Raw genomic sequence first — 22,760 nt, 5'->3', positions numbered from 1 at the left:
CGCAAGATTTTGCAAGACAAAATCATCGTAAACTTTATAACATATTGGAGATATTCTATGGCATTGAATAACATTTTAGGTTTATTCGCCCAGTCCCCACTTAAACCGCTACAAAAGCATTCAAGTAAAGTAACGGAATGTAGCGAATTACTAGAACCTTTTTTTGAAGCTACTTTTGAACATGATTGGGAAAAAGCAGCTGAAGTGCGCGGTAAAATTGTTGATTTAGAACGCCGTGCAGATTCCCTAAAACGCGAAATTCGTCTAAAACTTCCTCGTGGTTTATTTATGCCCGTTGAAAGAGGCGATTTATTAGAACTTGTCACCCAGCTAGATAAATTAGCAAACTATTCTAGAGATATTTCCGGACGCATTATCGGTCGTAAATTACTCATTCCGACAGAAATGCAACCACTTTTCAAAAAATTCCTTTCTCGTAGCATTGATGCAAGTCGCCAAGTACGTAAAGTATTAGACGAAATGGATCAATTACTAGAAACCGGTTTTAGAGGCAGAGAGCTTGATTTCGTCAATACTATGATTCATGAGCTTGATCAAATCGAAGACGATACCGACCAATACCAAATTACCTTACGTCACACTCTTTTAGAATTAGAAAAAACACTGAATCCGATTGATGTGATGTTCTTATATAAATGTATCGAACGTATTAGTATATTAGCTGATCAAGCACAACGTATTGGTTCGCGAATTGAACTTATGCTGGCGAAATCATAGGAGAAAAGAATGGAACTAATTAATCAGTATGGTTCATTACTTGTTATTATTACCGCTGTTTTAGGTTTTATGATGGCATTTGGGATCGGGGCAAACGATGTATCCAACGCAATGGGGACTTCTGTCGGTTCCGGAACAATTACCATTAAACAAGCTATTTTAATCGCTATGGTTTTTGAATTTGCCGGTGCTTATCTTGCCGGCGGTGAAGTAGCCGATACGATTAAAAGTGGTATTATTAATCCTGCACAATTTGCCGATAAACCAGATGTTTTAGTGCTCGGTATGATGTCTTCCCTTTGTGCTGCTGGTCTTTGGTTAATAGTGGCAACAAAAATGGGCTGGCCTGTTTCTGCAACTCATACTATTATTGGTGCTGTTATTGGTTTTGCTTTAATTACAGTTGGTTCAAGTTCTATTCAATGGGATGAACTAGGTGGAATCGTTGGTAGTTGGTTTCTCACCCCGGTTCTTGCCGGTGTGGTTGCCTATTTAATTTTTATTAATTCACAAAAACTGATTTTCAACCGTTCCAATCCATTCAAGCAAGCCAAAAAATACGGTCCTATGTATATGGGGATCACTATTTTTATTCTTGTTATTGTCACAGTATCGAAAGGCTTGAAACACGTTGGGTTACATTTAAATACTACTGAAACTTTAGCTGTTTCTTTAGGGTTTGCTTTAATTGCCGTACTTATTGGTTATTTTTATTTCCGCAGTAAACGTTTTGCGATGAAGGCTCGCGCAGAAGGTAAAGGCTTTGCCGGTGTTGAAAAAATCTTCAGTATTTTGATGTTACTTACCGCTTGTGCTATGGCATTTGCACACGGATCAAACGATGTAGCAAATGCAATCGGCCCTTTAGCTGCTGTTGAAGCAATTATTCGTAGTGGCGGTGTCATTGAAGGAAAAACTACTCTAGCAGCTTGGATTTTACCTCTTGGTGCGTTAGGCATGGTTATTGGTTTGGCTGTTATGGGTAAAAATGTAATGGCAACGGTAGGAACAGGTATTACCGAACTGACCCCTAGCCGTGGTTTTGCAGCACAATTTGCGTGTGCGGTAACGGTTGTGATTGCATCAGGTACCGGTCTACCTATCTCAACAACACAAACATTAGTAGGTGCAGTCTTAGGTGTTGGATTTGCACGTGGTATTGCAGCATTGAATTTAGGTGTAATCCGAAATATTGTCATCTCTTGGGTTATTACCCTACCCGTTGGAGCAATGCTGTCTATTGTGGTCTACTATATTTTAAACACCATCTTCAAGTAAACTAAACCGAAAGAATGCAGAAAACTGTAATTCTTTCCTAGTATTAAAGGAAAAAGGAAATCTATAATGAAGAAATTATCATCAGCTATTCTTTCTTGTTTTTTACTCGGCTTGTCTAGCCCTTCTTTTGCGGCAGATACCTATATTACCGAAAATCTGAGTACATTTATGCGTAAAGGTGCTGGTGATCAATTCCGTATTTCAGGAGCGATTCAAGCAGGTGAAAAAGTGACTGTGTTAGATCGCAAAGAACGTTATAGTCTGATTAGAGATTCACGTAATCGCGAGGGTTGGGTTCTTAATTCTGACTTGAGCGATACCGCAAGTCCTAAAGATCTGATTCCTCAGTTAAAACAGCAAGTCCAAGATTTAACTAATCGCCTAAGTAAAATCGATACAGAATGGCAACAGCGTACCGCTGAAATGCAACGCAGGACACAAGATTCTGTGCAAAAAAGTAGTGATCTTGTGGCTGAAAATGCACAATTAAAACGTGAATTAGAGATTCTAAAAAACAAAAATCGTGATTTAGAAACAATGCATGACTCTGAAAAGCGTGAAATCGTCATTCAATGGTTTATTTACGGCGGAGCAGTACTTGGCGCAGGATTACTATTAGGATTAATCATCCCATTACTCATTCCTCGCCGCAGACGTAGTAATAATGGTTGGGCATAAGATATAAATAAAAGGATTCAGTTTAAACTGAATCCTTTTTCTTTGTATTTTATTCTCTTACAGATAAACGCGCTAATTCGGTAAAATAAGTCGGGAAGGTTTTTGCCGTGCATTTTGGATCTAGTATGGTGACAGCAGTGTCAGATAGTGCCACTAATGAGAAACACATCGCTACACGGTGATCATTATAGGTCTCAATTTCTGCGTGTTGAAAATTCTCTAAAGCAAGTGGCTGAATACGGATAAAATCCTCTCCCTCTTCAACGATTGCACCTATTTTGCGTAACTCAGTTGCCATAGCAACCAAACGATCCGTTTCTTTCACTCGCCAGTTATAAATATTGCGAATAATCGTTTCTCCTTCAGCAAACAGTGCGGTAGTTGCAATCGTCATTGCGGCATCAGGAATATGGTTCATATCCATATCAATCCCCTTTAGCTGAGTTTGCTCTGCTTGGATAAAATCCTCTCCCCAAGTAATTTTTGCGCCCATTTTTTCTAATACATCGGCAAACAAGCGGTCACCTTGAATAGAATTTTTACCAATACCTGTTACTTTTACCTTACCTTTGATCGCCCCTGCTGCTAAGAAATAAGACGCCGAGGAAGCATCCCCTTCCACTAAATAGGTTTGTGGAGAAATATAGCTTTGATTACCTTTGACCAAGAAAGTCTGATAATTTCGATTTTCAACCAAAACACCAAAATCCTTCATCATCGCAAGAGTAATATCAATATAGGGTTTTGATACCAGATCACCCATAATTTCAATTTCCATATCACCATCAGCGAGAGGTGCTGCCATTAATAACGCCGTTAAAAACTGACTAGAAATCGAACCATCAATTTGTACTTTTCCACCTTTTAAGCCACTATTAGTAATAGCAAGTGGTGGGTAGCCTTCATTTTCTAAATATTGTACATCTGCCCCTACTTGGCGTAAGGCATCGACTAAATGCTTGATAGGGCGTTCTTTCATGCGTGGCTCACCAGTTAGGATGACCTGAGCATTCGCCTCACCTTTTAAGCATAAGGCAGCAGCCAGCGGACGCATCGCTGTTCCTGCATTACCTAAAAAAAGTGATAAACCATTTTGCATTTGAAATGCTCCGCCAATTCCCTCAACAACACAGACTGTTTTCACTTCCGACAATTCATAATTCACGCCTAATGCTTTTAACGCATTTAACATATGGCGAATATCGTCGCTGTCTAATAAGTTTGTTACTCGAGTTGTGCCTTTGGCTAATGCTGCCAATAATAAGGCACGATTAGAAAGGCTTTTTGAGCCAGGTAAGTTAATTTCTCCTTCCACTCGGGAAATCGGATTTAAGGTTAATTTTTCCATTTGTTTTTTAACTTGAATTTGTAAATTTTTAATAAAAATAAACTGCTTGTGAATAGGGTTTAGGCAAAAATCTCTACTGAGATCTGTATATCACGATAAAACCTTCAAAAGGGCTGTAAAAAATCTGTCATTTTCTTCCGGCAATCCAATACTCACCCGTAAATGATTTGGCATTCCGTAGCCTGCAATTGGGCGCACAATCACGCCTTCACGTAATAAAGCATCATAAATCGGAGCGGCAGGGCGTTTAAAATCAATGGTAATGAAATTACCTTTTGATGGGATATATTCTAAGCCATTCGCAAGACAAAATGCCTCATAGCGCGCCATTTCCAAGCGGTTATTTTCTGCTACTTTTTTAACAAATTCATCATCATTCATCACTGCAATTGCTGAAGCTAAGGCTAAACTGTTGCAATTAAACGGCTGACGGACACGATTCAATAAGTCTGCAATTTCAGCATTTGATACTGCATAGCCAATACGTAAACCGGCTAAACCATAGGCTTTAGACAGCGAGCGGGAGACAATTAAATTCGGGTATTTTTGCAATAAACCAAATGAATCTATCCGCTCCTCAGCCGCAGTAAATTCAGTGTAGGCTTCATCTAACACCACTAAAATCTGGCTTGGCACTTTGGCTAAAAATGCCTCAATTTCCGTTTGGCTTAAAAAGTTACCGGTTGGGTTATTTGGATTTGCAATAAAAATCAGCTTGGTTTTCTCATTAATGGCGTTTAAGAATCCATCTAAATCGTGTCCCCAGTTTTTTGCCGGGATTTCACGAGCCACTGCATTAATCGCTTTTGTCACCAACGGATACACAATAAAGGCATATTGTGAATAAATAATTTCATCTTTGTCTGAGGCAAAGGTATGAGCAAAAAGCTCTAATAAATCATTTGAGCCATTGCCAAGCGTAATTTGATTGGCATTTAGCCCAAATTTTTTAGCGATGGTCGATTTCAGCTCAAAGCCGTTGGAATCCGGATAACGGGTTAAATCATTTAATTGTTGAATAATCGCTTGCTTAGCACTTTCCGGAAAACCAAACGGATTCTCATTTGATGCTAACTTAATGATATTGCTAATACCTAATTCACGCTCAAGCTCTTCAATGGGCTTTCCTGCTTGGTAAGGTGCTAGAGACTTTACACCTTCATTTGCGATGTTGATAAATTGCATAAGACCTCTGTTTCTTCTTATATAAATAGGAGATTGATTGTATTAGAGAATGAAGAATTTGGCTAGTAAAAGATTCGTTACAGCCGGAAAGAAAAGAGTACAAATTTATATTCAAACTTACAAACGCTAATTGCAAAAAATAAGGAAAATTCTACCGCTTGTAACATTAAGCTAAAAAAAGCCGAGAGTAAAATACCCTCGGCTGTCAGTTATAGATTATTAATGTTCAGCTTTAGTATCTGCTAAAGAATCACCAACATTATTATCCTTATTCGGATTATCTTCTAAAGTAGAAGTGATATCCGCGGCTTGCTCACCACTTGGCGGTGTTGCATTATCATCTTTGGTCGGAGTGTCACTCCAACCTGATGGTTCTCCCACCGGACGACGAGCCATTAAATCGTCGATCTGTTTACTATCAAGCGTTTCATATTTTAGCAATGCATCTTTCATTGCATGTAAAATATCCATGTTATCTTCAAGCGTTTGTTTCGCTCTTTGATAGTTACGGTCGATGATTTTACGCATTTCTATATCAATCAACTTCTGCGATTCTTCAGATACTCCTTTAATCGCCCCCATACCATCTTCATTTTGATAGAAGATAGGCCCTAATTCTTTTGCGAACCCCCATTGTGTGACCATTGCACGAGCAATTTGAGTTGCTCTATGAATATCTGATGAAGCTCCTGTAGTAATTTTATCTTCACCAAAAATTAATCCCTCTGCAATTCGTCCGGCAAACAGCGTTGAAAGCTGGCTTTCTAATTTGGTGAAAGTTTCGCTTACACGATCACCTTCCGGCAAAAATTGAGCAAAGCCTAAAGCTTGTCCACGCGGTACAATTGTGACTTTATTTAATGGGTCATGTTCAGGCATTAAATAACCTACAATCACATGTCCGGCCTCATGGTAAGCAGTATTGATGATCTCTTTTTCTGTCATTGTATTTGAACGACGTTCAGGCCCCATGTTAATTTTATCGCGGGCTTCTTCAAAATCTTCCATCGTTACAACACGCTTATTTTTACGTGCTGCAAATAATGCTGCTTCATTAACAAGGTTTGCTAATTGTGCACCGGAGTAGCCTGGTGTACCACGTGCGATTTGCATCGGATCAACCCCGTCTGCAAGCGGCACTTTTTTCAAGTGAACTTTTAAAATTTGCTCACGGCCTTTAACATTTGGTAAATCGACAGTAACTTGACGGTCAAACCGCCCCGGACGGGTTAGTGCATCATCAAGCACATCAGCACGGTTAGTCGCAGCAATAATAATTACACCTTCTGAGCCTTCAAAACCATCCATTTCAACCAACATTTGGTTTAAGGTTTGCTCACGCTCATCATGACCACCACTAAAGCCCGCACCACCACGTTTGCGACCTACCGCATCGATCTCATCAATAAAAATAATACAAGGTGCATTTTTCTTAGCTTGTTCAAATAAATCACGAACACGCGAAGCCCCCACTCCTACAAACATTTCAACGAAATCAGAACCTGCCATGGTAAAGAATGGTACTTTTGCCTCACCAGCAATCGCTTTCGCTAATAGAGTTTTACCTGTACCCGGAGGGCCTACCATCAAGATACCTTTGGGAATGCGCCCACCTAATTTTTGGAATTTTGATGGATCACGTAAAAACTCAACTACTTCACCTACTTCTTCCTTGGCTTCATCACAGCCGGCAACATCAGTAAAACGTGTTTTTACTTCCTCAGCGGTCAGCATTTTCGCTTTGCTTTTACCAAAGCCCATTGCTCCTCGCCCACCGCCTTGCATCTGTTTCATATAAAAAATATAGAAACCGATGAGTAATAACATTGGGAACCAAGAAATCAAAATCTGCGAAAGCAAGCCACGACGTTCAGCCGGCTGGCCCGTAATTACCGCATTGGTTTTGGCTAAATCTGCCATTAAGTATTCATCATACATTGGCATCACTGTTTGATAGCTGGCACCGTCATTTTTAGTTACGATAATTACATCTTCATTCCGCTTAAAATCAACGCCTTTTAAGCGATTTTCTTTTATATCACTTAGAAACGTGGAATATGGCACTGTATTTGAGCTGCCGCTAAAATTAGAATTAAAGCCTTCATAAGCAGTCATCATTACAATAGCAACCACGACCCAAAGCAAAATATTTTTAACCATATCGTTCAAGGTTAATCCCCTATTTATTTAATAAAAACTATTAAAGATTACTATAAAAGCGGTCAAATTTCTTGATTTTTTTGCAAAATTTTAACAAAAAAGACCGCTTGTCTGCTTTTAGCCTTTATAGCCTGTTGCAACAATATACACTTCTCTTGAGCGATCTCGAGAAGCTTCCGGCTTTCTGACTTTAACCACACTAAACATAGCACGGATTTCTCTTAAATATTCATCAAATCCTTCGCCTTGGAAAACTTTGACAACAAAACTACCTTTTGGTGCTAAGACTTGCCGACACATATCTAATGCCAATTCTACCAAATACATAGCACGGGGAATATCAACAGATGGCATACCACTAAAATTGGGCGCCATATCTGACATCACCACATCGACCATCTCATCCCCAACACGTTCCAATAACGCATTCAAAACAGACTCTTCTCGGAAATCACCTTGTAAGAAATCTACCCCAACAATTGGGTTCATATCTAAAATATCACAAGCGACGACTCTGCCCTTGCTACCAATTTGGGTCACAACATATTGCGACCATCCACCGGGGGCAGCACCGAGATCCACAACCGTCATTCCAGGCTTAAACAAGCGATCTGTCTGCTGAATTTCATCTAATTTAAAATAAGCACGGGAACGCAATTTCTGCTTATGTGCTTTTTGTACAAATTGATCTTTAAAATGTTCTGCAAGCCAACGTGACGAACTTGCACTCCGTTTTCTACCCATTTTTCTCTCTATTATATTCTATGAAATCAAGGGCTTATAATAGGGTTTAAATTGACAAATTCAAGGGCTAATGCAAGATTAAATAAATTTAATTTTGCTGATAGCCCTTTATATTACTTAATTTAATTCCTCAAGCGGTTTGTTTTCCCCAAAATATCACATCACCTTGCTTAGGGAACAATCACAGTAAAGACATAAGTTGCCAAAACCACTAGCAGTACAATACCATAAAGCATATTGGTTTTACCGTGGTTAAGCGATAGCATTGCGACAAAAGATGAAAGTGTTAGTAATACCATTGATTTCCAATCTAAGCCTAACACCATATTAATATCATAAATTAAGCAAACAATTACAACCGCAGGGATCGTTAAACCGATACTTGCTAATGCCGAGCCTAATGCTAAATTCACACTGGTTTGTAAACGGTTTCGGTGTGCTGCCGTTAAAGCGGCAACCCCCTCCGGTAATAACACAACAGCCGCAATAATTACCCCTACCAATGCAAGTGGCGCACCTGCACCGACTACCATTTTTTCAATCGCCGGTGAAAGGGCTTTTGCCAACAAAACGACAATACCTAAACAAATCACCAAAAACAGTAAACTAATAGCCGCTACTTTGTTTGAAGGCGGCTCTGCATGGTGCGACGGGTTATCATCATCTGCCAAGAAATAATCACGGTGGCGAACAGTTTGAATCAAAATAAACGAAATATAAAGAACAAGTGAGGCTATCGCCACAAAGATCAGCTGTGAAGAGTTATAAGTTGCCCCTTCCGTACTGGTTGTAAAGTTTGGTAACACCAATGTAATCACTAAAATCACAACTAATGTCACCAACGCTGTACTTGCCGATTTTTGGCTAAAAAACTGTTCGTGATGCTTTAAGCCCCCAATTAATAAACAACCACCTAAAATCCCGTTTAAAATCAGCATAATGGCGGCAAATACTGTATCTCTTGCCAAATAGGCAGCATTATCGCCACCGGCAACCATTAATGAAACAATTAAGGCAACTTCAATAATCGTAATTGCTAAGGCTAAGATAATTGTACCAAATGGCTCTCCCACTTTATGTGCCACAACTTCGGCATGGTGAACTGCTGATAACACACTACCAATAAGTAATGCTCCACCAGCTAACTGTAAAATAATACTCTCTTTAACACCCACAAAATAAACTGCCCAAGCTGCAATTGGCAGTAAAAGAGAGCAAATCGGTAAAGGTAAATGTCCTTTTTGTATAGTTGGCATAAATTCTCCTTATTAATTCACTCAGTAATTTTATATCATAAACCCTTATTTTAACAAAATATTAATTGTTAAATTCTCTCAAAAAACAATGTGTTAAACGCGGTTTTAACCTATAAAACCGTAAATTTTCGCACAACCGATGAAATCATTTGATAAACAAGCTAAAATGGCAGAATTAATTTATAGGACAATCCCCTACTTTTAGCAATTAAGGAAAAAATATGACTCAACTGAGCGTTGTGATTTTAGCAGCGGGTAAAGGCACTCGTATGTATTCAGATTTACCAAAAGTGTTGCACCCGGTTGCCGGTAAACCGATGGTAAAACACGTTATTGATACTGCAAAACAGTTAGATGCCAAACAAATTCATTTAATTTACGGCCACGGAGCAGACTTATTAAAAGAGCGTTTAAGCGAAGAGCCGGTAAATTGGGTATTCCAAGCCGAACAATTAGGCACGGGCCATGCAATGCAACAAGCTGCGCCATTTTTTGCTGATGATGAAAATATTGTGATGCTTTATGGCGATGCCCCACTGATTACCAAATCTACACTTGAACGCCTAATTGCGGCAAAACCGGAAAATGGTATTGCCTTATTAACCGTTGAATTAGAGAATCCAACCGGCTACGGAAGAATCATTCGCGAAAATGGCTCTGTGGTTGCTATTGTTGAACAAAAAGATGCAAATGAAGCCCAATTAAGCATTAAGGAAGTTAACACCGGCGTAATGGTGGCAAGTGGAGCCAGTTTCAAAAAATGGCTGCAAAACCTCAATAATAACAATGCACAAGGCGAATATTACATTACTGACGTCATTGCTATGGCAAACCAAGACGGTTTCAAAGTGCAAGCAGTATCAGCAACTGAATTTATGGAAGTGGAAGGGGCAAATAATCGCCTACAACTTGCTGCCTTAGAACGTTTCTACCAAAAACGTGAAGCGGAAAAATTATTGTTGTCAGGTGTGACGATTATCGATCCAAGCCGCTTTGATATCCGCGGTACCGTTACCCACGGAAAAGATGTTTCTATTGATGTAAATGTGATTTTAGAGGGCGAAATCAAGCTAGGTAATAACGTGAAAATTGGTGCCGGCTGTGTGCTGAAAAATTGCGAAATTGGCGATAATGTTGAAATCAAACCTTACTCTGTCATTGAAGACTCTGTAGTTGGTACCAAGTCAGCTATTGGTCCATTCTCTCGCTTACGCCCGGGTGCAAAATTAGCGGAAGAAACCCATATTGGCAACTTTGTTGAGATCAAAAAAGCCACTATCGGCAAAGGATCTAAAGTCAATCACTTGACCTATGTAGGCGATGCAGAAGTGGGTAAAGATTGTAATATCGGCGCAGGCGTAATCACCTGTAATTATGATGGTGCCAACAAATTTAAAACCATTATTGGTGATAATGTGTTTGTCGGCTCAGACAGCCAACTGGTTGCCCCAATTACCATTGCCAGTGGTTCTACCATTGGGGCCGGTGCCACGGTCACAAAAGATGTGGGTGAAAACGAATTAGTCATCAGCCGAGTGCCACAACGCCATATCCAAGGCTGGCAACGCCCGACTAAAAAGAAATAACAAGCGGTTAAATTCTGCTGATTTTTTGCAAAAGCCTCTGTGAAAACAGAGGCTTTATTTTTGTGTAAATAGAAAAGTAAGGGAGAACAAATTGTTCTCCCTCAATGGTTATCTTACTCCCACTCAATCGTTGCTGGAGGTTTTCCGCTAACATCATACACTACGCGGGAAATGCCGTTCACTTCGTTGATGATGCGGTTAGAGATTTTACCTAATAGATCATAAGGTAAATGTGCCCAATGGGCGGTCATAAAGTCGATGGTTTCAACCGCACGTAGGCTAACAACCCAGTCGTATTTGCGACCATCGCCCATTACGCCGACCGATTTCACCGGTAGGAATACAGTGAAGGCTTGGCTGACCTTGTAGTACCAGCCTGAGTTGTAAAGTTCTTCAATGAAAATAGCATCGGCTTTACGAAGTAAATCGCAGTACTCTTTTTTGATTTCACCAAGTACTCGCACGCCTAAGCCCGGACCTGGAAATGGGTGGCGGTTAAGCATTTCCGCTGGTAAACCTAAAGCCAAGCCGATTTTGCGTACTTCGTCTTTAAACAGTTCACGTAACGGTTCGACTAAACCGAGCTTCATATAATCCGGCAAGCCACCCACGTTGTGGTGAGATTTAATCACGTGTGCTTTGCCTGTTTTGCTTGCGGCAGATTCGATCACATCAGGGTAAATCGTACCTTGGGCTAACCATTTTACGGAAGTTAATTTTTTCGATTCATCATCGAAAACGTCCACGAAAACTTTACCGATGGTTTTGCGTTTCGCTTCTGGCTCATCAATGCCTTTTAACGCATCTAAAAATCGATCTTCAGCATTCACACGGATAATGTTCAAGCCGAATTTATCGCCAAACATTTCCATTACTTGATCGCCTTCATTTAAGCGCAACAAGCCGTTATCCACAAACACACAGTGCAAGTTTTTGCCGATAGCACGATGTAATAATAATGCGGTTACAGAAGAATCTACCCCACCCGATAAGCCTAAAATCACTTCATCATCGCCCACTTGTGCTTTAATGCGAGCAACGGCATCTTCGATAATATTTTCCGGTGTCCAATTCCGTTCGCAGCCACAAATGCCAACAACAAAATTAGTCAAAAGCTCTAAACCACTTTTCGTGTGAGTCACTTCCGGGTGGAACTGTACGCCGTAGAAACGACGGTTTTCATCCGACATCGCCGCAATCGGGCAAGTTGGGGTAATGCCTGTCACTTGGAAACCTTGTGGCAAACGAGTGACTTTATCACCATGGCTCATCCAAACGTCTAATTTTGGCTCACAAGCGGTTAAATTATCATTTAATTTTGCAAATAAGCTATCGGCAGATTTTAGTTCGACAGAAGCATAGCCAAATTCACGATGTTCGGATGTTTCGGTTAAGCCACCAAGCTGCATTGCCATCGTCTGCATGCCGTAGCAAATACCCAATACAGGCACGCCTGCGTTAAATACATATTCAGGTGCACGCGGGCTATTTGCTTTAGTCGTACTTTCAGGTCCTCCCGAAAGAATAATCCCTGTTGGGTTGAATTCACGAATTTGCTCTTCGGTTACGTCCCAAGCCCAAAGCTCACAGTAAACCCCAATCTCACGCACACGGCGGGCGATCAGCTGGGTATATTGTGAACCGAAGTCGAGGATTAAGATTTTATGGTGGTAGATATTTGTCATTTGAATTTCTCTTTATTTAATTAAATTTTTGCTTAATCCGTAGGGGCAACTTGTTGCCCCCTAGCTATTCGATATCGTTTGTTGCTTTTCTTTACATCAATCCCATTTTTTCACGGAATGCTTTGGTCAATGTTTGGTATTGCACCAACACATCAATCGCATTTGAACTATAACCGATTTCTTTTAATAAAGTTTCTAATTCGGATTGGCTTAATTGAGCCAAAGCATTTTCAGCAGGCAATAATGCCTCATTTAATTCTGCTGCGTTCATTATTTTTCCTTTTGGTTAGTAGTCAAGCGGTTAATTATCTCAAATTTTTTGCAAAATGCCCAAAATCTCATTCATATCCTTCCCCATATAATCCGCTAAACTTTGGTCGATTAGCATCCGTTTTTCTTCATAGCCAACTACGGTTAAGCCTGCGGTTTTAGCAGATTTCATTCCGTAGTAGGAATCTTCAATCGCGACCGCATTTTCAGGCTTCACACCTAATTTTTCGCAGGTGTAGCGGTAAATGGTTGGGTCAGGTTTGCTATATTCAAATTGTTCGCCGCTGACGATAAAATCGAATTCATCTTTAATGCCACAGACAGTTAAAATATTGTCGATATGCGATTTTGCCGATGAGGACGCAACCGCTAATTTGATATTATTTTGCTTGGAGAAGTTGATGATCTTTTGAATATCGGCACGGAAAATGGTACGGAAATCTACTGTGCTAAATAAATTTTGGAAAAAGGCATAGTAACGACTGCGGATTTCTTCAATCGGTAAGCTCGATTCACTTAATTTTTGCACAATCACCGGGATTTCTTTTAAACATTTTCCGACTACCTCTGATTGCTGTTCCAAAGTAATCGGGCGATCGTGTTCTTTGATCTCTTCAATAAACTGCTTTTGTAGAGAAAACTCAAGATATTCGGTATCAACAATCACACCGTCCATATCAAAAATAATGGCTTGGAGCATATATTATCCTCATTGGCTATTGTAAGCGGTTAAATTTTAGCAAAAATTTGCAATTTAAAAGTTTGTAGGGGCGAAAAATTTTTCGCCCTTTTACATTATTACCCCATACGATAATTTGGTGCTTCTTTAGTAATAGTGACATCATGAACATGCGATTCCTTAATACCTGCACCGCTAATACGTACAAATTGGGCTTTAGTACGTAATTCTTCAATGGTCGCACAGCCGGTTAGGCCCATACAAGAACGTAATCCGCCCATTTGTTGATGGATAATTTCTTTTAATAAGCCTTTGTATGGAATTCGACCCTCTATGCCTTCCGGTACTAATTTATCGGCGGCGTTGTCAGATTGGAAATAGCGGTCTGACGAGCCTTTGCTCATTGCACCTAATGAACCCATTCCACGGTAAGATTTAAATGCTCTGCCTTGGTAAAGCTCAATTTCACCCGGTGCTTCTTCCGTGCCGGCAAACATTGAGCCCACCATCACACAACTTGCACCGGCTGCAATCGCTTTAGAAATATCGCCTGAGTAACGAATACCACCGTCAGCAATCACAGGGATTCCACGCTCTTTTAATGCCGCTGCTGCATCAGCAATCGCGGTAATTTGTGGTACGCCGACACCTGTTACAATACGGGTGGTACAAATTGAGCCCGGGCCGATCCCCACTTTCACCGCACTTGCACCGGCATCCGCTAAGGCAATCGCCCCTTCAGCCGTTGCTACGTTACCCGCCACAATCGGTAAATTTGGATATTTTGCACGGGTTTCACGCACACGTTGTAAAACACCTTCTGAGTGACCATGTGATGAATCGATTAACAACACATCTACACCTGCTTTTACTAACGCATCAATACGCTCTTCATTGCCCGGGCCGGCCCCTACCGCCGCCCCAACACGCAAGCGACCAAATTCATCTTTGCAGGCGTTTGGTTTGCTTTCTGCTTTTTGATAATCTTTTAAGGTGATCATCCCTTTTAATTTAAATTCATCATTCACCACTAACACTTTTTCTACACGGTGTTCGTGCATTAAGTGGAAAATTTCATCACGGCTTGCCCCCTCTTTCACCGTCACCAAACGCTCTTTTGGGGTCATAAATTCACGCACGGTTTTGCTTAAATCGCTCACAAAGCGAGTGTCACGACCGGTGATAATACCCACTAAATTTTGGTTTTCATCTACCACAGGATAACCTGCAAAGCCATTTTGCTTCACGAGCTTGGCTAATTCTGCAAGCGTAATATTTGGAGAAACGGTTACAGGTTCAGACACAATGCCGCTTTCAAATTTTTTCACTTTACGCACACGATCAGCTTGGCGCTCAATCGACATATTTTTGTGGATAAAGCCGATACCACCTTCTTGAGCAAGGGAAATCGCTAGCTTAGTTTCAGTAACGGTATCCATAGCAGCTGAAAGCATCGGAATATTTAAACGGATTGTTTTAGTTAGTTGAGTTGAAAGATCTGCGGTATTTGGAAGCACAGTTGAATGTGCAGGGACGAGAAGAACATCATCAAAAGTGAGAGCTTCTTGTTTGATACGTAGCATTGCAATTATTCCTTTAAAAAGTGATTAAAATAAAAAACCGTATTGGAAAATTGCGAGCGGATTATACAGATGAATACCGATATTGTAAATAGGCAAACGTTTACGTACATAAACAAAACACGAACAAGCAGTTAAATATTATATTTATTTTGCAAAAAACCAGACATTTTTAACCGCTTGTTCATCAATAAAAAAGGCGTATTGCTACGCCCTTTTCGTCAATATCTATAGCTACTTTATGCTTGTTTTGTTGTTGGGAGATATTTTCCCTCATCAAACTCACGTAATGGTTTATGCTCTTGTCCTAAGAAAGTGTATATAACAGGTAACACGAATAAGGTAAAGAGTGTACCAATTGCAAGTCCTGCAACAATGACCATTCCCATACTAAAGCGGGCAATTGCACCTGCCCCTACTGCAAAGAGTAATGGAATCAAACCGGCAATCATAGCAGCGGTTGTCATCATAATTGGGCGTAAACGAATAGTCGCCGCGTGGAAAATAGCTTCATAGCGTGATTTACCATGGAGTAATTGCTCTTCTTTTGCTACTTCGCACATTAAAATACCATGTTTGGTAATTAAGCCAACCAATGTTATCAAGCCTACTTGCGAGTAAATATTTAAAGTATAGCCGGCAGTCCAAATACTATTGGCAAATGCCATCATATCTTTTGAACCCGTTCCTGCTGCAATACCCATAAATAAACCTTTCATCGCAGATGGAATATTCATGACTAGTAATGCACCACTTACTGCTAATGGCACAGAAACCAAAATAACAAGTGGATCACGCCAAGATTCAAACTGAATCGCAAGTACAATGTAGATAATCACAACCGCTAAGGCAAATGTCATTGCCATTGCGTTACCTTCTTGAATAAATTGACGAGACTCACCTCTAAAGTCATATTGATAACCCGTTGGCAACGTGCGATCTAATTCTGCTTTTGCCCAGTTCACTGCATCACCAATTGAACCAGATACCACACCACCGATAGTAGCTGAATTTAATTGGCTCATACGTGGTAAGCTTGAAGGAGACGTTGTTAATTCCATTGTTACAAATGAACCTAATGGAATCGACTCACCACTCGCAGTCGTAACAAAGTAGTTCATTAAGTCTTCCGGATTTAAACGGTCATTACGCACTGCTTGCGATACAATTGGGTAAGCACGAGAGTCAATATCAACACGGGTAATAATCGCACCTGATAAGAATGCCCCTAATGTGCCACTTACTTGCTGCATCGTTACGCCATAAGCGCCCATTTTTTCACGGTCAAATTTCATATTCATGGTTGCCGTGTCAAATTTTAAATCCAGATTTGCGAAGAAGAACTGCCCTGAAGCTTGTGCTTTTTTCAAGAATTCAGAGGCTACAATAGCTAATTTTTCATAGCTATCAGCGGTTGTAATTACAAGTGAAAATGGTAAGCCGTTTTCGCCGGTTGAAATTTCCGGGAAAGCAATGGCATTTACATCCATTGCAACCACTTTTTTACCCAGAGCTGCAATTTCGTTTGAAATTTCTGCACGCTCACGCGTACGGTCATTCCAATCTTTCAAAGCAATGATCGATAATGCACTATTACCACCACCAATGCCTGATACGGTCATTACTGATGACACTTCAGAAATTTTAGATAATTCCTCATTAAACGGGGCTAATGCTGCCTCTGTATAATCCAAGTTCGTGTTAGATGGACCTTTTGAAATCCCCACCACAAAGCCACGATCTTCTGTTGGTGCAACTTCACTTGAAAGTGAGGTAAATAGGAGCGGTAGACTTGCAAAAATCAACACAGCAAAGAACAGCATAAAACCACGCACTGACATTACCGCACTTAACATATTGGTGTAGCAGCTTGTCATTTTGTCTAAAGAGCGATGAACAAAACGTGCAAAGCGTGTTTCTTCACCTTCTTTATGCTCTTTTAACACTCGGCTAGACATCATTGGTGAAAGCGTAAGAGCTGCAATTCCTGAAATAAATACCGCACCTGCAAGAGTTAAAGCAAACTCTTTGAAAAGAGTGCCTGTTACCCCTGTCATTAATGCCATTGGAGAATATACTGCAGCTAAGGTAATTGTCATTGAAATTACCGGTAAGGCAATTTCACGTGTACCAATAATTGCTGCATCAAATGGGGTTTTACCTTCTTTAACGTGGCGTTCTACGTTTTCAAGAACTACGATCGCATCATCTACTACTAGACCAATCGCTAATACTAACGCAAGTAAAGTTAGTAAATTGATTGAGAAACCGAACATTTGAAGCAAGAATAATGCCCCGATAAGTGAAATCGGAATGGTAATAACCGGCACAATCATTGCACGAAGCGAGCCTAAGAATAGGATAATCACCACTAATACGATAACTGTCGCTTCTAAAATAGTACGAATAACTTCATTGATTGAGCTATCAATCGCAATCGTTTTATCATAAACGATATCCCCTTGAATGCTATCTGGTAAGTTTTTTACTACCTGTTCAAACATTGGGTAAATATCTTTTGCAACTGTAAGCGAGTTTGCAGTGGCTGCAACTGAAACGGCTAAAACTACCGCTTCTTTACCACTTACTGTTGCACGAGCTATATCGTTTGATTTATCTAACTCTACAGTGGCAATATCTTTAAGTTTAATCGTTCTACCATCTGGTGTCGTTGAAACGGTAATTTGTTCTAATTCTTGAACAGAAGGCGTGGTTGATAAAACTTTATTTTTATAAACTGTATAATAACCGTTAGCATTTCCCGCTGCAGTTTGTAAGTTATTGGCACTTAATGCCGATAATACTGCAGAGCCTGATAACTTATTGCTCGCCATTTTGTCCGGATCTAGCCAAATCCGTAAACCAAAGGTTGAACCATATACATCAACACTTGATACCCCATTTACGGTAAAGAATTGCGGTTTAACCACACGGTTTAGATAATCGGTTACTTGTGCCGTATTTAATTCATCGGACACAAATCGAATATACATTAATGCATCATTCGAACCGGTCGAAACGCTGATAGAAGGGTCATCAATACCTCTCGGTAAGTTTGAGCGCACTGCATTTACTTTTGCCGAAATATCAGAAAGTGCCGCATTCGGGTCAGTATTTAACTTCATTTTTGCCGTCACTGTAGTCGTACTCGGTGAGCTGGATGAAGTCATATAGTCGATATTATCTGCTTGAGCAACTGCTTCTTCTAACTGTGAGGTAACAAGTGCTTGCATTAGACTTGCATCAGCACCCGAATAGTTAACACTTACCGTTACAATAGAAACGGTCATCTCCGGATATTCACGCACCTGTAATTTTTCAATCGCTTGTAAGCCTAAGATAGTAATCAATAAGCTGATACAAACTGCCAAAACAGGACGTTTAATAAAGATGTCAGTAAATTTCACTTAACTCACCTCATTATAATTTGCTGTTTTTTGCCGGTGTCGTCACACCAATAGCTTCAGCATCTGAGACTTTTACAAGCGAATTATTATTTAAACGTTGCAGACCGCCTGTAACAATTAAATCTCCTGCTTTTACGCCTTTAGTTAATTGTGCATAGTTTCCTTTACGATCAGCCGTTTTCACTTCTACTTGTTTTGCACGGTACATTTTATTCACATCTAAACTTGGATTTTGTGCTGCCATTTTATTAACCATTTCTTTATCTTCTTCAGATAAAGGTTGTAGCACATAGACAGTTTCCCCATACATTGTATAAGCAACGGCAATTTGAGGCACAACTACCTGACCTTTTTGAGTTGGCAATGCTACATTGAGACGAGCAAACATTCCTGAAAACAGTTTTTCTTGCCCTTCTTCAATTATTGCTTCTACATTGATTAAACCGGTTAAACGATCGACTGCCGGATCAATTGCAACGATTCTTGCTGGGAATGTTTGTGCAGGTAATGCATCAATTACAGCGGTAACCTTTTGACCGATAGAAATTTGCTCTAAATTAGTCTGAGGTAAAGTAAAACGTACTTTCATTGAAGATTGATCTTCAACACGTACAATCTCTGTTCCCATGGTAATGTATTGACCCACATTTACATTTACGATACCCGCCACTCCACTAAATGGTGCATAAATTTGACGGCGCTTAATCGTTGCACGTAATGATTCAATATTTGCCAATAGTTGATTATAAGCAGACTGAGCATTATCAAATTCTGCTTTTGACGCACTATTTGATGCAATTAAGTTACGATATCGATCATAATTTGCTTTGGACGTAGATAATTGAGCTTCTGAAGCCTTTAAATTAGCCATTTCAACACTACTATCAAATTCAACTAAAAGATCGCCTTTTTTCACCCTTTGTCCGGATGTAACTAACACTCGGCTTACAACTCCAGATGCTTCAGCACTTAGCATAGCGCCTTGATTAGGACGAATATAACCCACTGCAGCTATAGCTGGCGTCCATTCTTGCGTAGTTACCTGCATAACAGTTACCTCACTAACTGCCTCAGGCATATTAGCTGCAGCCTCCTCTTTTTTCATTGCTCCAATCTTTTGTAATCCCACGATTGCTGCAAACACAATCAATACGATTAACAACGTAAGTACAATTAAAAACTTTCTGCCTTTTCCGGGCTTCTGTGTTTCAGTTGTCATATATTCTCCATAGAATAAATTTAAAATGTGATTGCTTTCCAAGTACGTAGAATGATTTCATCCAAATACTCTTCAAAATGCAACGTACTATTAAAGCGTTGTAAATAAAGAATATCGACTATAGTGCCGATACTTAATGAATACAGTAGCTCATTGGGTAAATCAGCAACAATTTTTTGCTTTTTACATTCCGTTGCAAATTCATTCCAAAATGATTTCTTATTATTGATTTCATTTCGAACAAGCTCGTCAAAACCTAAAATAGCTTTCCATTGATGAGCCAATTCTAAGTTGTCTAATAAAAAGGCCCATTTTCTGCGAACCGCTAACTTATACTGTTCAAACAAATCAAGCTTAGGATTAAATACTAAGTCCATTTTGCGACAATAACGATCAAAAAATTGACCTGTTAAAGAATGCAGTAAATCATCTTTAGTTTTAAAATAAAGGTATAAGGTGCCTGAAGCAATACCAGCTTCTTTAGCAATATTACGCATTGAAAGATTCTGAAGTCCTTCTCTTACAATAAGGACTTCAGTTGCCGATAAGATTCGATTAACCATCTCTTCTTTCGGCTCAATTCGTCTAGACATTTCATCTCCCAGCTCATAATGAACGAGCGTTCATTTTAGCTTTTTTTATAAAAAAGGAAAGAAAAAAGAGTGAAAAAATGAGAATAAATTGCTTGCCAAAAGCTAAATTCACTGCACAAGCGGGTGAATTTTTATAAAATTTTGCAAATTTCATTCAAACAAACAAGACTAACTCTACTTTCTAATGATTTTTATGCTACTATCTATCTAATTAACGACTCAATTTTTATTTAGATATGGCAACAAAATCAAAATACCACACCAAACAATTTGATAATCTACTAGCAGATTTAATTATTACTGTTGAAAAGCACAAAGCTCCAGTCGATTTAGTACTAATGGCATTAGGAAATATGGTAACTAACATTTTATGTGAAAATATTCAAAGTCCGCCCCAACGTGAAGCCTTAGCAGACGCATTTTCAAACGCCTTAAAGCAATCACTAAAAACCAAATAACATGATCTTTCCACGCCTAAATGCTTTATTGCCAACCAACTCCCGACAATATCGGGAAGAAACCTCACAACGTATTACTTGGGGTCATTGGTTTACGCTCTTTAATATCGTTATGGCGTTATTAATTTCATCGCGTTATGCATTCAACGCAGACTGGCCTAATACCTTAATTGGCAAGCTTTATTTTTTCACCAGCCTGTTTGGTCATTTTAGCTTTGTGGTATTCTCAGCCTTTTTAATGCTCCTCTTTCCACTAAGCTTTTTAATTAAAAATGATCGAACCTACCGAGGGCTTTCGGTGATTCTTGCCACCATCGGGCAAACTATATTATTAGTAGATACTGAGGTCTTTAAGCAATTTTATCTACATTTATCACCACTTGTCTGGGATCTGTTAGTCAATCCGGAAGAGGGTGAACTAACACGCAAATGGCAACTCCTTTTTGTCCCAATGCCACTTATTTTATTAGCGGAAATGCTTTATTCTCGTTGGTGTTGGCAAAAACTACGCAGCTTTAGCCGCCAAAAATGGGGAAAATATGTTGCCATCTTTTTCTTAACCTGCTTTACCGCAACTCATCTAATTTATGCTTGGGCAGATATGAGTGCTTATCGCCCGATCACTGCACAGAGGGCCAACTATCCGTTATCTTACCCAATGACAGCCCGTAATTTTTTAGAAAAGCATGGTTTAATTGATAAAGAGGAATTTAATCAAGCACTTAAAGAAAGTGGACGTTTAGACACTTTCTACCTTAACTACCCGAAAAATCCATTAGTATTAACCAAACAGCCTAACACAAATATTTTATTGATTAATCTCTCAGGCTTATCCAATACTTCAATTAATGCTGAAGATATGCCTAAATTAACTGAAATCAGTAAACATTCTCACCGTTTTATGCAACATTATAGTAGTGGCGAAAATGCCTCTGCAGGTAGGTTAGGTCTATTTTATAGCTTAAGTGGCCAATATTTAGATGCCGTACTGGCAGATAAAACCTCTTCTCCGTTAATTCAAATGACAAGAAAAGCTAACTACCAATTAGGGCTATTCTCTCATAATGGATTTGCTGACCCTATCTACCATCAAGCTATATTTGCCGGTATTTTACTACCAACAGCGCATAGCAATGCAAGCACTATTTCTCAATGGAAAAACTGGATCTCAAGCCGTTCATTAGATAATCCGTTTTTCAGCTATTTGGATTTAAGTATGCCTCATGCAAACACTCAGCAAGAACAATATAAATTATTGGATTGGCAATTCGATGAAATTTGGCAATATTTATCAAAAAATGCCATATTAGCGAATACACTGGTAATTATCACCTCTGATATTGCTAATAGCCTTGAAAGTGAAAATAGCTTTGACAGCAAAAATATCCATGTACCAATGATGTTCTATTGGCAAGGTGAGGGTAAGGAATATAATTTCCTTTCCAGCCATCTTGATATTATGCCAACCTTACTTCATCAATTCTTTGGGGTACAAAATCCATTAAGTGATTATGCACAAGGGATAGATTTAACTTCGAAAAATCAACGTATTTGGGTTTCTGCCTCAAATCACCGGTGGAATGTTGCTATTACGACCGATGGAGAACAATATCAAATCGACCGCAAAGGTCAGTTTAAACACTTTAATAAACAGGGTCAACATGAAAAGGACAGTCGTCCACCACTTGCTTTATTCCTACAGATGATTCAGCAAAGCAATCAATTTATTGAGAAATAAGGCACATAAAAAGTCTTAAGCAAATAAGTACAAGCGGTTATATTTTGAGGATTTTTTGCAAATGCCTCAAAATGTAGCCTTTTTTATTGGTGCATATAATATAAGAAGTTTGCATTTCTGCTATAGAAAATATGAATGGATTAATTTAAAGGAAAAAC

Annotated in this window: 18 protein-coding genes; 6 read left to right on the top strand and 12 right to left on the bottom strand. The window is 39.5% G+C overall.

Features of this window, described 5'->3' with window-relative positions; genetic code table 11:
• Window positions 1-57: 57 nt before the first annotated feature.
• From A6B41_RS05440 to A6B41_RS05430, 3 genes are all read left to right on the top strand, one after another.
• On the top strand, window positions 58-738 hold the full coding sequence (locus A6B41_RS05440; protein WP_027074642.1) for a TIGR00153 family protein: 681 nt from the start codon (window positions 58-60) through the stop codon (window positions 736-738).
• A 9-nt stretch (window positions 739-747) separates the two neighbouring features.
• Window positions 748-2,016 (top strand): inorganic phosphate transporter, encoded by a 1,269-nt coding sequence (locus A6B41_RS05435; RefSeq protein ID WP_027074643.1) that lies wholly within the window; start codon window positions 748-750, stop codon window positions 2,014-2,016.
• 66 nt (window positions 2,017-2,082) lie between these two features.
• Complete coding sequence (locus A6B41_RS05430) at window positions 2,083-2,694, top strand: TIGR04211 family SH3 domain-containing protein (protein ID WP_027074644.1); 612 nt, start codon at window positions 2,083-2,085, stop codon at window positions 2,692-2,694.
• A gap of 49 nt (window positions 2,695-2,743) precedes the next feature.
• Here A6B41_RS05430 and aroA read toward each other — a convergent pair whose 3' ends face one another.
• From aroA to A6B41_RS05405, 5 genes are all read right to left on the bottom strand, one after another.
• Entirely contained in the window at window positions 2,744-4,042 is a 1,299-nt protein-coding gene (gene aroA / locus A6B41_RS05425; RefSeq protein ID WP_027074645.1) for a 3-phosphoshikimate 1-carboxyvinyltransferase, read from the bottom strand.
• Window positions 4,043-4,132: 90 nt separating this feature from the next.
• The gene (hisC, locus tag A6B41_RS05420) at window positions 4,133-5,227 is read right to left on the bottom strand and encodes a histidinol-phosphate transaminase (protein ID WP_027074646.1); all 1,095 of its coding nucleotides are present in this window, start codon (window positions 5,225-5,227) and stop codon (window positions 4,133-4,135) included.
• Between the two features lie 219 nt (window positions 5,228-5,446).
• Entirely contained in the window at window positions 5,447-7,387 is a 1,941-nt protein-coding gene (gene ftsH / locus A6B41_RS05415) for an ATP-dependent zinc metalloprotease FtsH (RefSeq protein WP_027074647.1), read from the bottom strand.
• Between the two features lie 117 nt (window positions 7,388-7,504).
• Window positions 7,505-8,131, bottom strand: a complete 627-nt coding sequence (gene rlmE, locus A6B41_RS05410) for a 23S rRNA (uridine(2552)-2'-O)-methyltransferase RlmE (RefSeq protein WP_027074648.1) — start codon at window positions 8,129-8,131, stop codon at window positions 7,505-7,507.
• Between the two features lie 170 nt (window positions 8,132-8,301).
• Complete coding sequence (locus tag A6B41_RS05405; RefSeq protein WP_032847472.1) at window positions 8,302-9,387, bottom strand: calcium:cation antiporter; 1,086 nt, start codon at window positions 9,385-9,387, stop codon at window positions 8,302-8,304.
• A 221-nt stretch (window positions 9,388-9,608) separates the two neighbouring features.
• Here A6B41_RS05405 and glmU point away from each other — a divergent pair, with 221 nt between their 5' ends.
• Window positions 9,609-10,973 (top strand): bifunctional UDP-N-acetylglucosamine diphosphorylase/glucosamine-1-phosphate N-acetyltransferase GlmU, encoded by a 1,365-nt coding sequence (glmU, locus tag A6B41_RS05400; RefSeq protein ID WP_027074650.1) that lies wholly within the window; start codon window positions 9,609-9,611, stop codon window positions 10,971-10,973.
• A gap of 113 nt (window positions 10,974-11,086) precedes the next feature.
• On the opposite strand, the gene guaA is transcribed toward glmU, so the two are convergent.
• The 7 genes from guaA to A6B41_RS05365 form a co-directional block, all read right to left on the bottom strand.
• A complete protein-coding gene (gene guaA, locus A6B41_RS05395; RefSeq protein WP_027074651.1) occupies window positions 11,087-12,658 on the bottom strand; it encodes a glutamine-hydrolyzing GMP synthase in 1,572 nt (523 codons plus the stop codon).
• A 91-nt stretch (window positions 12,659-12,749) separates the two neighbouring features.
• Complete coding sequence (locus A6B41_RS05390; protein WP_025342666.1) at window positions 12,750-12,929, bottom strand: hypothetical protein; 180 nt, start codon at window positions 12,927-12,929, stop codon at window positions 12,750-12,752.
• 39 nt (window positions 12,930-12,968) lie between these two features.
• Complete coding sequence (locus A6B41_RS05385) at window positions 12,969-13,628, bottom strand: HAD family hydrolase (RefSeq protein ID WP_027074652.1); 660 nt, start codon at window positions 13,626-13,628, stop codon at window positions 12,969-12,971.
• Window positions 13,629-13,726: 98 nt separating this feature from the next.
• Window positions 13,727-15,190 (bottom strand): IMP dehydrogenase, encoded by a 1,464-nt coding sequence (gene guaB / locus A6B41_RS05380; protein WP_027074653.1) that lies wholly within the window; start codon window positions 15,188-15,190, stop codon window positions 13,727-13,729.
• A 236-nt stretch (window positions 15,191-15,426) separates the two neighbouring features.
• The gene (locus A6B41_RS05375; RefSeq protein WP_027074654.1) at window positions 15,427-18,594 is read right to left on the bottom strand and encodes an efflux RND transporter permease subunit; all 3,168 of its coding nucleotides are present in this window, start codon (window positions 18,592-18,594) and stop codon (window positions 15,427-15,429) included.
• Between the two features lie 13 nt (window positions 18,595-18,607).
• Window positions 18,608-19,813 (bottom strand): efflux RND transporter periplasmic adaptor subunit, encoded by a 1,206-nt coding sequence (locus tag A6B41_RS05370; RefSeq protein ID WP_027074655.1) that lies wholly within the window; start codon window positions 19,811-19,813, stop codon window positions 18,608-18,610.
• A 20-nt stretch (window positions 19,814-19,833) separates the two neighbouring features.
• Complete coding sequence (locus A6B41_RS05365) at window positions 19,834-20,406, bottom strand: TetR/AcrR family transcriptional regulator (protein WP_027074656.1); 573 nt, start codon at window positions 20,404-20,406, stop codon at window positions 19,834-19,836.
• Window positions 20,407-20,642: 236 nt separating this feature from the next.
• Between A6B41_RS05365 and A6B41_RS05360 the strand changes: the two genes are divergently transcribed.
• Together A6B41_RS05360 and A6B41_RS05355 are read left to right on the top strand one after the other, a co-directional pair.
• Window positions 20,643-20,864: a YejL family protein gene (locus tag A6B41_RS05360; RefSeq protein WP_027074657.1), complete on the top strand. Its 222-nt coding sequence runs from the start codon at window positions 20,643-20,645 to the stop codon at window positions 20,862-20,864.
• 1 nt (window position 20,865) lies between these two features.
• Entirely contained in the window at window positions 20,866-22,602 is a 1,737-nt protein-coding gene (locus A6B41_RS05355; RefSeq protein ID WP_032847478.1) for a DUF3413 domain-containing protein, read from the top strand.
• The last annotated feature ends 158 nt before the right edge of the window (window positions 22,603-22,760 follow it).

Source organism: Mannheimia granulomatis, assembly GCF_013377255.1.
In the GTDB taxonomy this organism is placed as follows: domain Bacteria; phylum Pseudomonadota; class Gammaproteobacteria; order Enterobacterales; family Pasteurellaceae; genus Mannheimia; species Mannheimia granulomatis.
This window is presented reverse-complemented; position numbering and strand designations above follow the sequence as displayed.

Bases quoted from the DNA above. Each gene is read 5' to 3' on its own strand.
- A6B41_RS05440 (WP_027074642.1), top strand. From the start codon at position 58: ATGGCATTGAATAACATTTTAGGTTTATTCGCCCAGTCCCCACTTAAA.
- A6B41_RS05435 (WP_027074643.1), top strand. From the start codon at position 748: ATGGAACTAATTAATCAGTATGGTTCATTACTTGTTATTATTACCGCT.
- A6B41_RS05430 (WP_027074644.1), top strand. From the start codon at position 2,083: ATGAAGAAATTATCATCAGCTATTCTTTCTTGTTTTTTACTCGGCTTG.
- aroA (WP_027074645.1), bottom strand. From the start codon at position 4,042: ATGGAAAAATTAACCTTAAATCCGATTTCCCGAGTGGAAGGAGAAATT.
- hisC (WP_027074646.1), bottom strand. From the start codon at position 5,227: ATGCAATTTATCAACATCGCAAATGAAGGTGTAAAGTCTCTAGCACCT.
- ftsH (WP_027074647.1), bottom strand. From the start codon at position 7,387: ATGGTTAAAAATATTTTGCTTTGGGTCGTGGTTGCTATTGTAATGATG.
- rlmE (WP_027074648.1), bottom strand. From the start codon at position 8,131: ATGGGTAGAAAACGGAGTGCAAGTTCGTCACGTTGGCTTGCAGAACAT.
- A6B41_RS05405 (WP_032847472.1), bottom strand. From the start codon at position 9,387: ATGCCAACTATACAAAAAGGACATTTACCTTTACCGATTTGCTCTCTT.
- glmU (WP_027074650.1), top strand. From the start codon at position 9,609: ATGACTCAACTGAGCGTTGTGATTTTAGCAGCGGGTAAAGGCACTCGT.
- guaA (WP_027074651.1), bottom strand. From the start codon at position 12,658: ATGACAAATATCTACCACCATAAAATCTTAATCCTCGACTTCGGTTCA.
- A6B41_RS05390 (WP_025342666.1), bottom strand. From the start codon at position 12,929: ATGAACGCAGCAGAATTAAATGAGGCATTATTGCCTGCTGAAAATGCT.
- A6B41_RS05385 (WP_027074652.1), bottom strand. From the start codon at position 13,628: ATGCTCCAAGCCATTATTTTTGATATGGACGGTGTGATTGTTGATACC.
- guaB (WP_027074653.1), bottom strand. From the start codon at position 15,190: ATGCTACGTATCAAACAAGAAGCTCTCACTTTTGATGATGTTCTTCTC.
- A6B41_RS05370 (WP_027074655.1), bottom strand. From the start codon at position 19,813: ATGACAACTGAAACACAGAAGCCCGGAAAAGGCAGAAAGTTTTTAATT.
- A6B41_RS05365 (WP_027074656.1), bottom strand. From the start codon at position 20,406: ATGTCTAGACGAATTGAGCCGAAAGAAGAGATGGTTAATCGAATCTTA.
- A6B41_RS05360 (WP_027074657.1), top strand. From the start codon at position 20,643: ATGGCAACAAAATCAAAATACCACACCAAACAATTTGATAATCTACTA.
- A6B41_RS05355 (WP_032847478.1), top strand. From the start codon at position 20,866: ATGATCTTTCCACGCCTAAATGCTTTATTGCCAACCAACTCCCGACAA.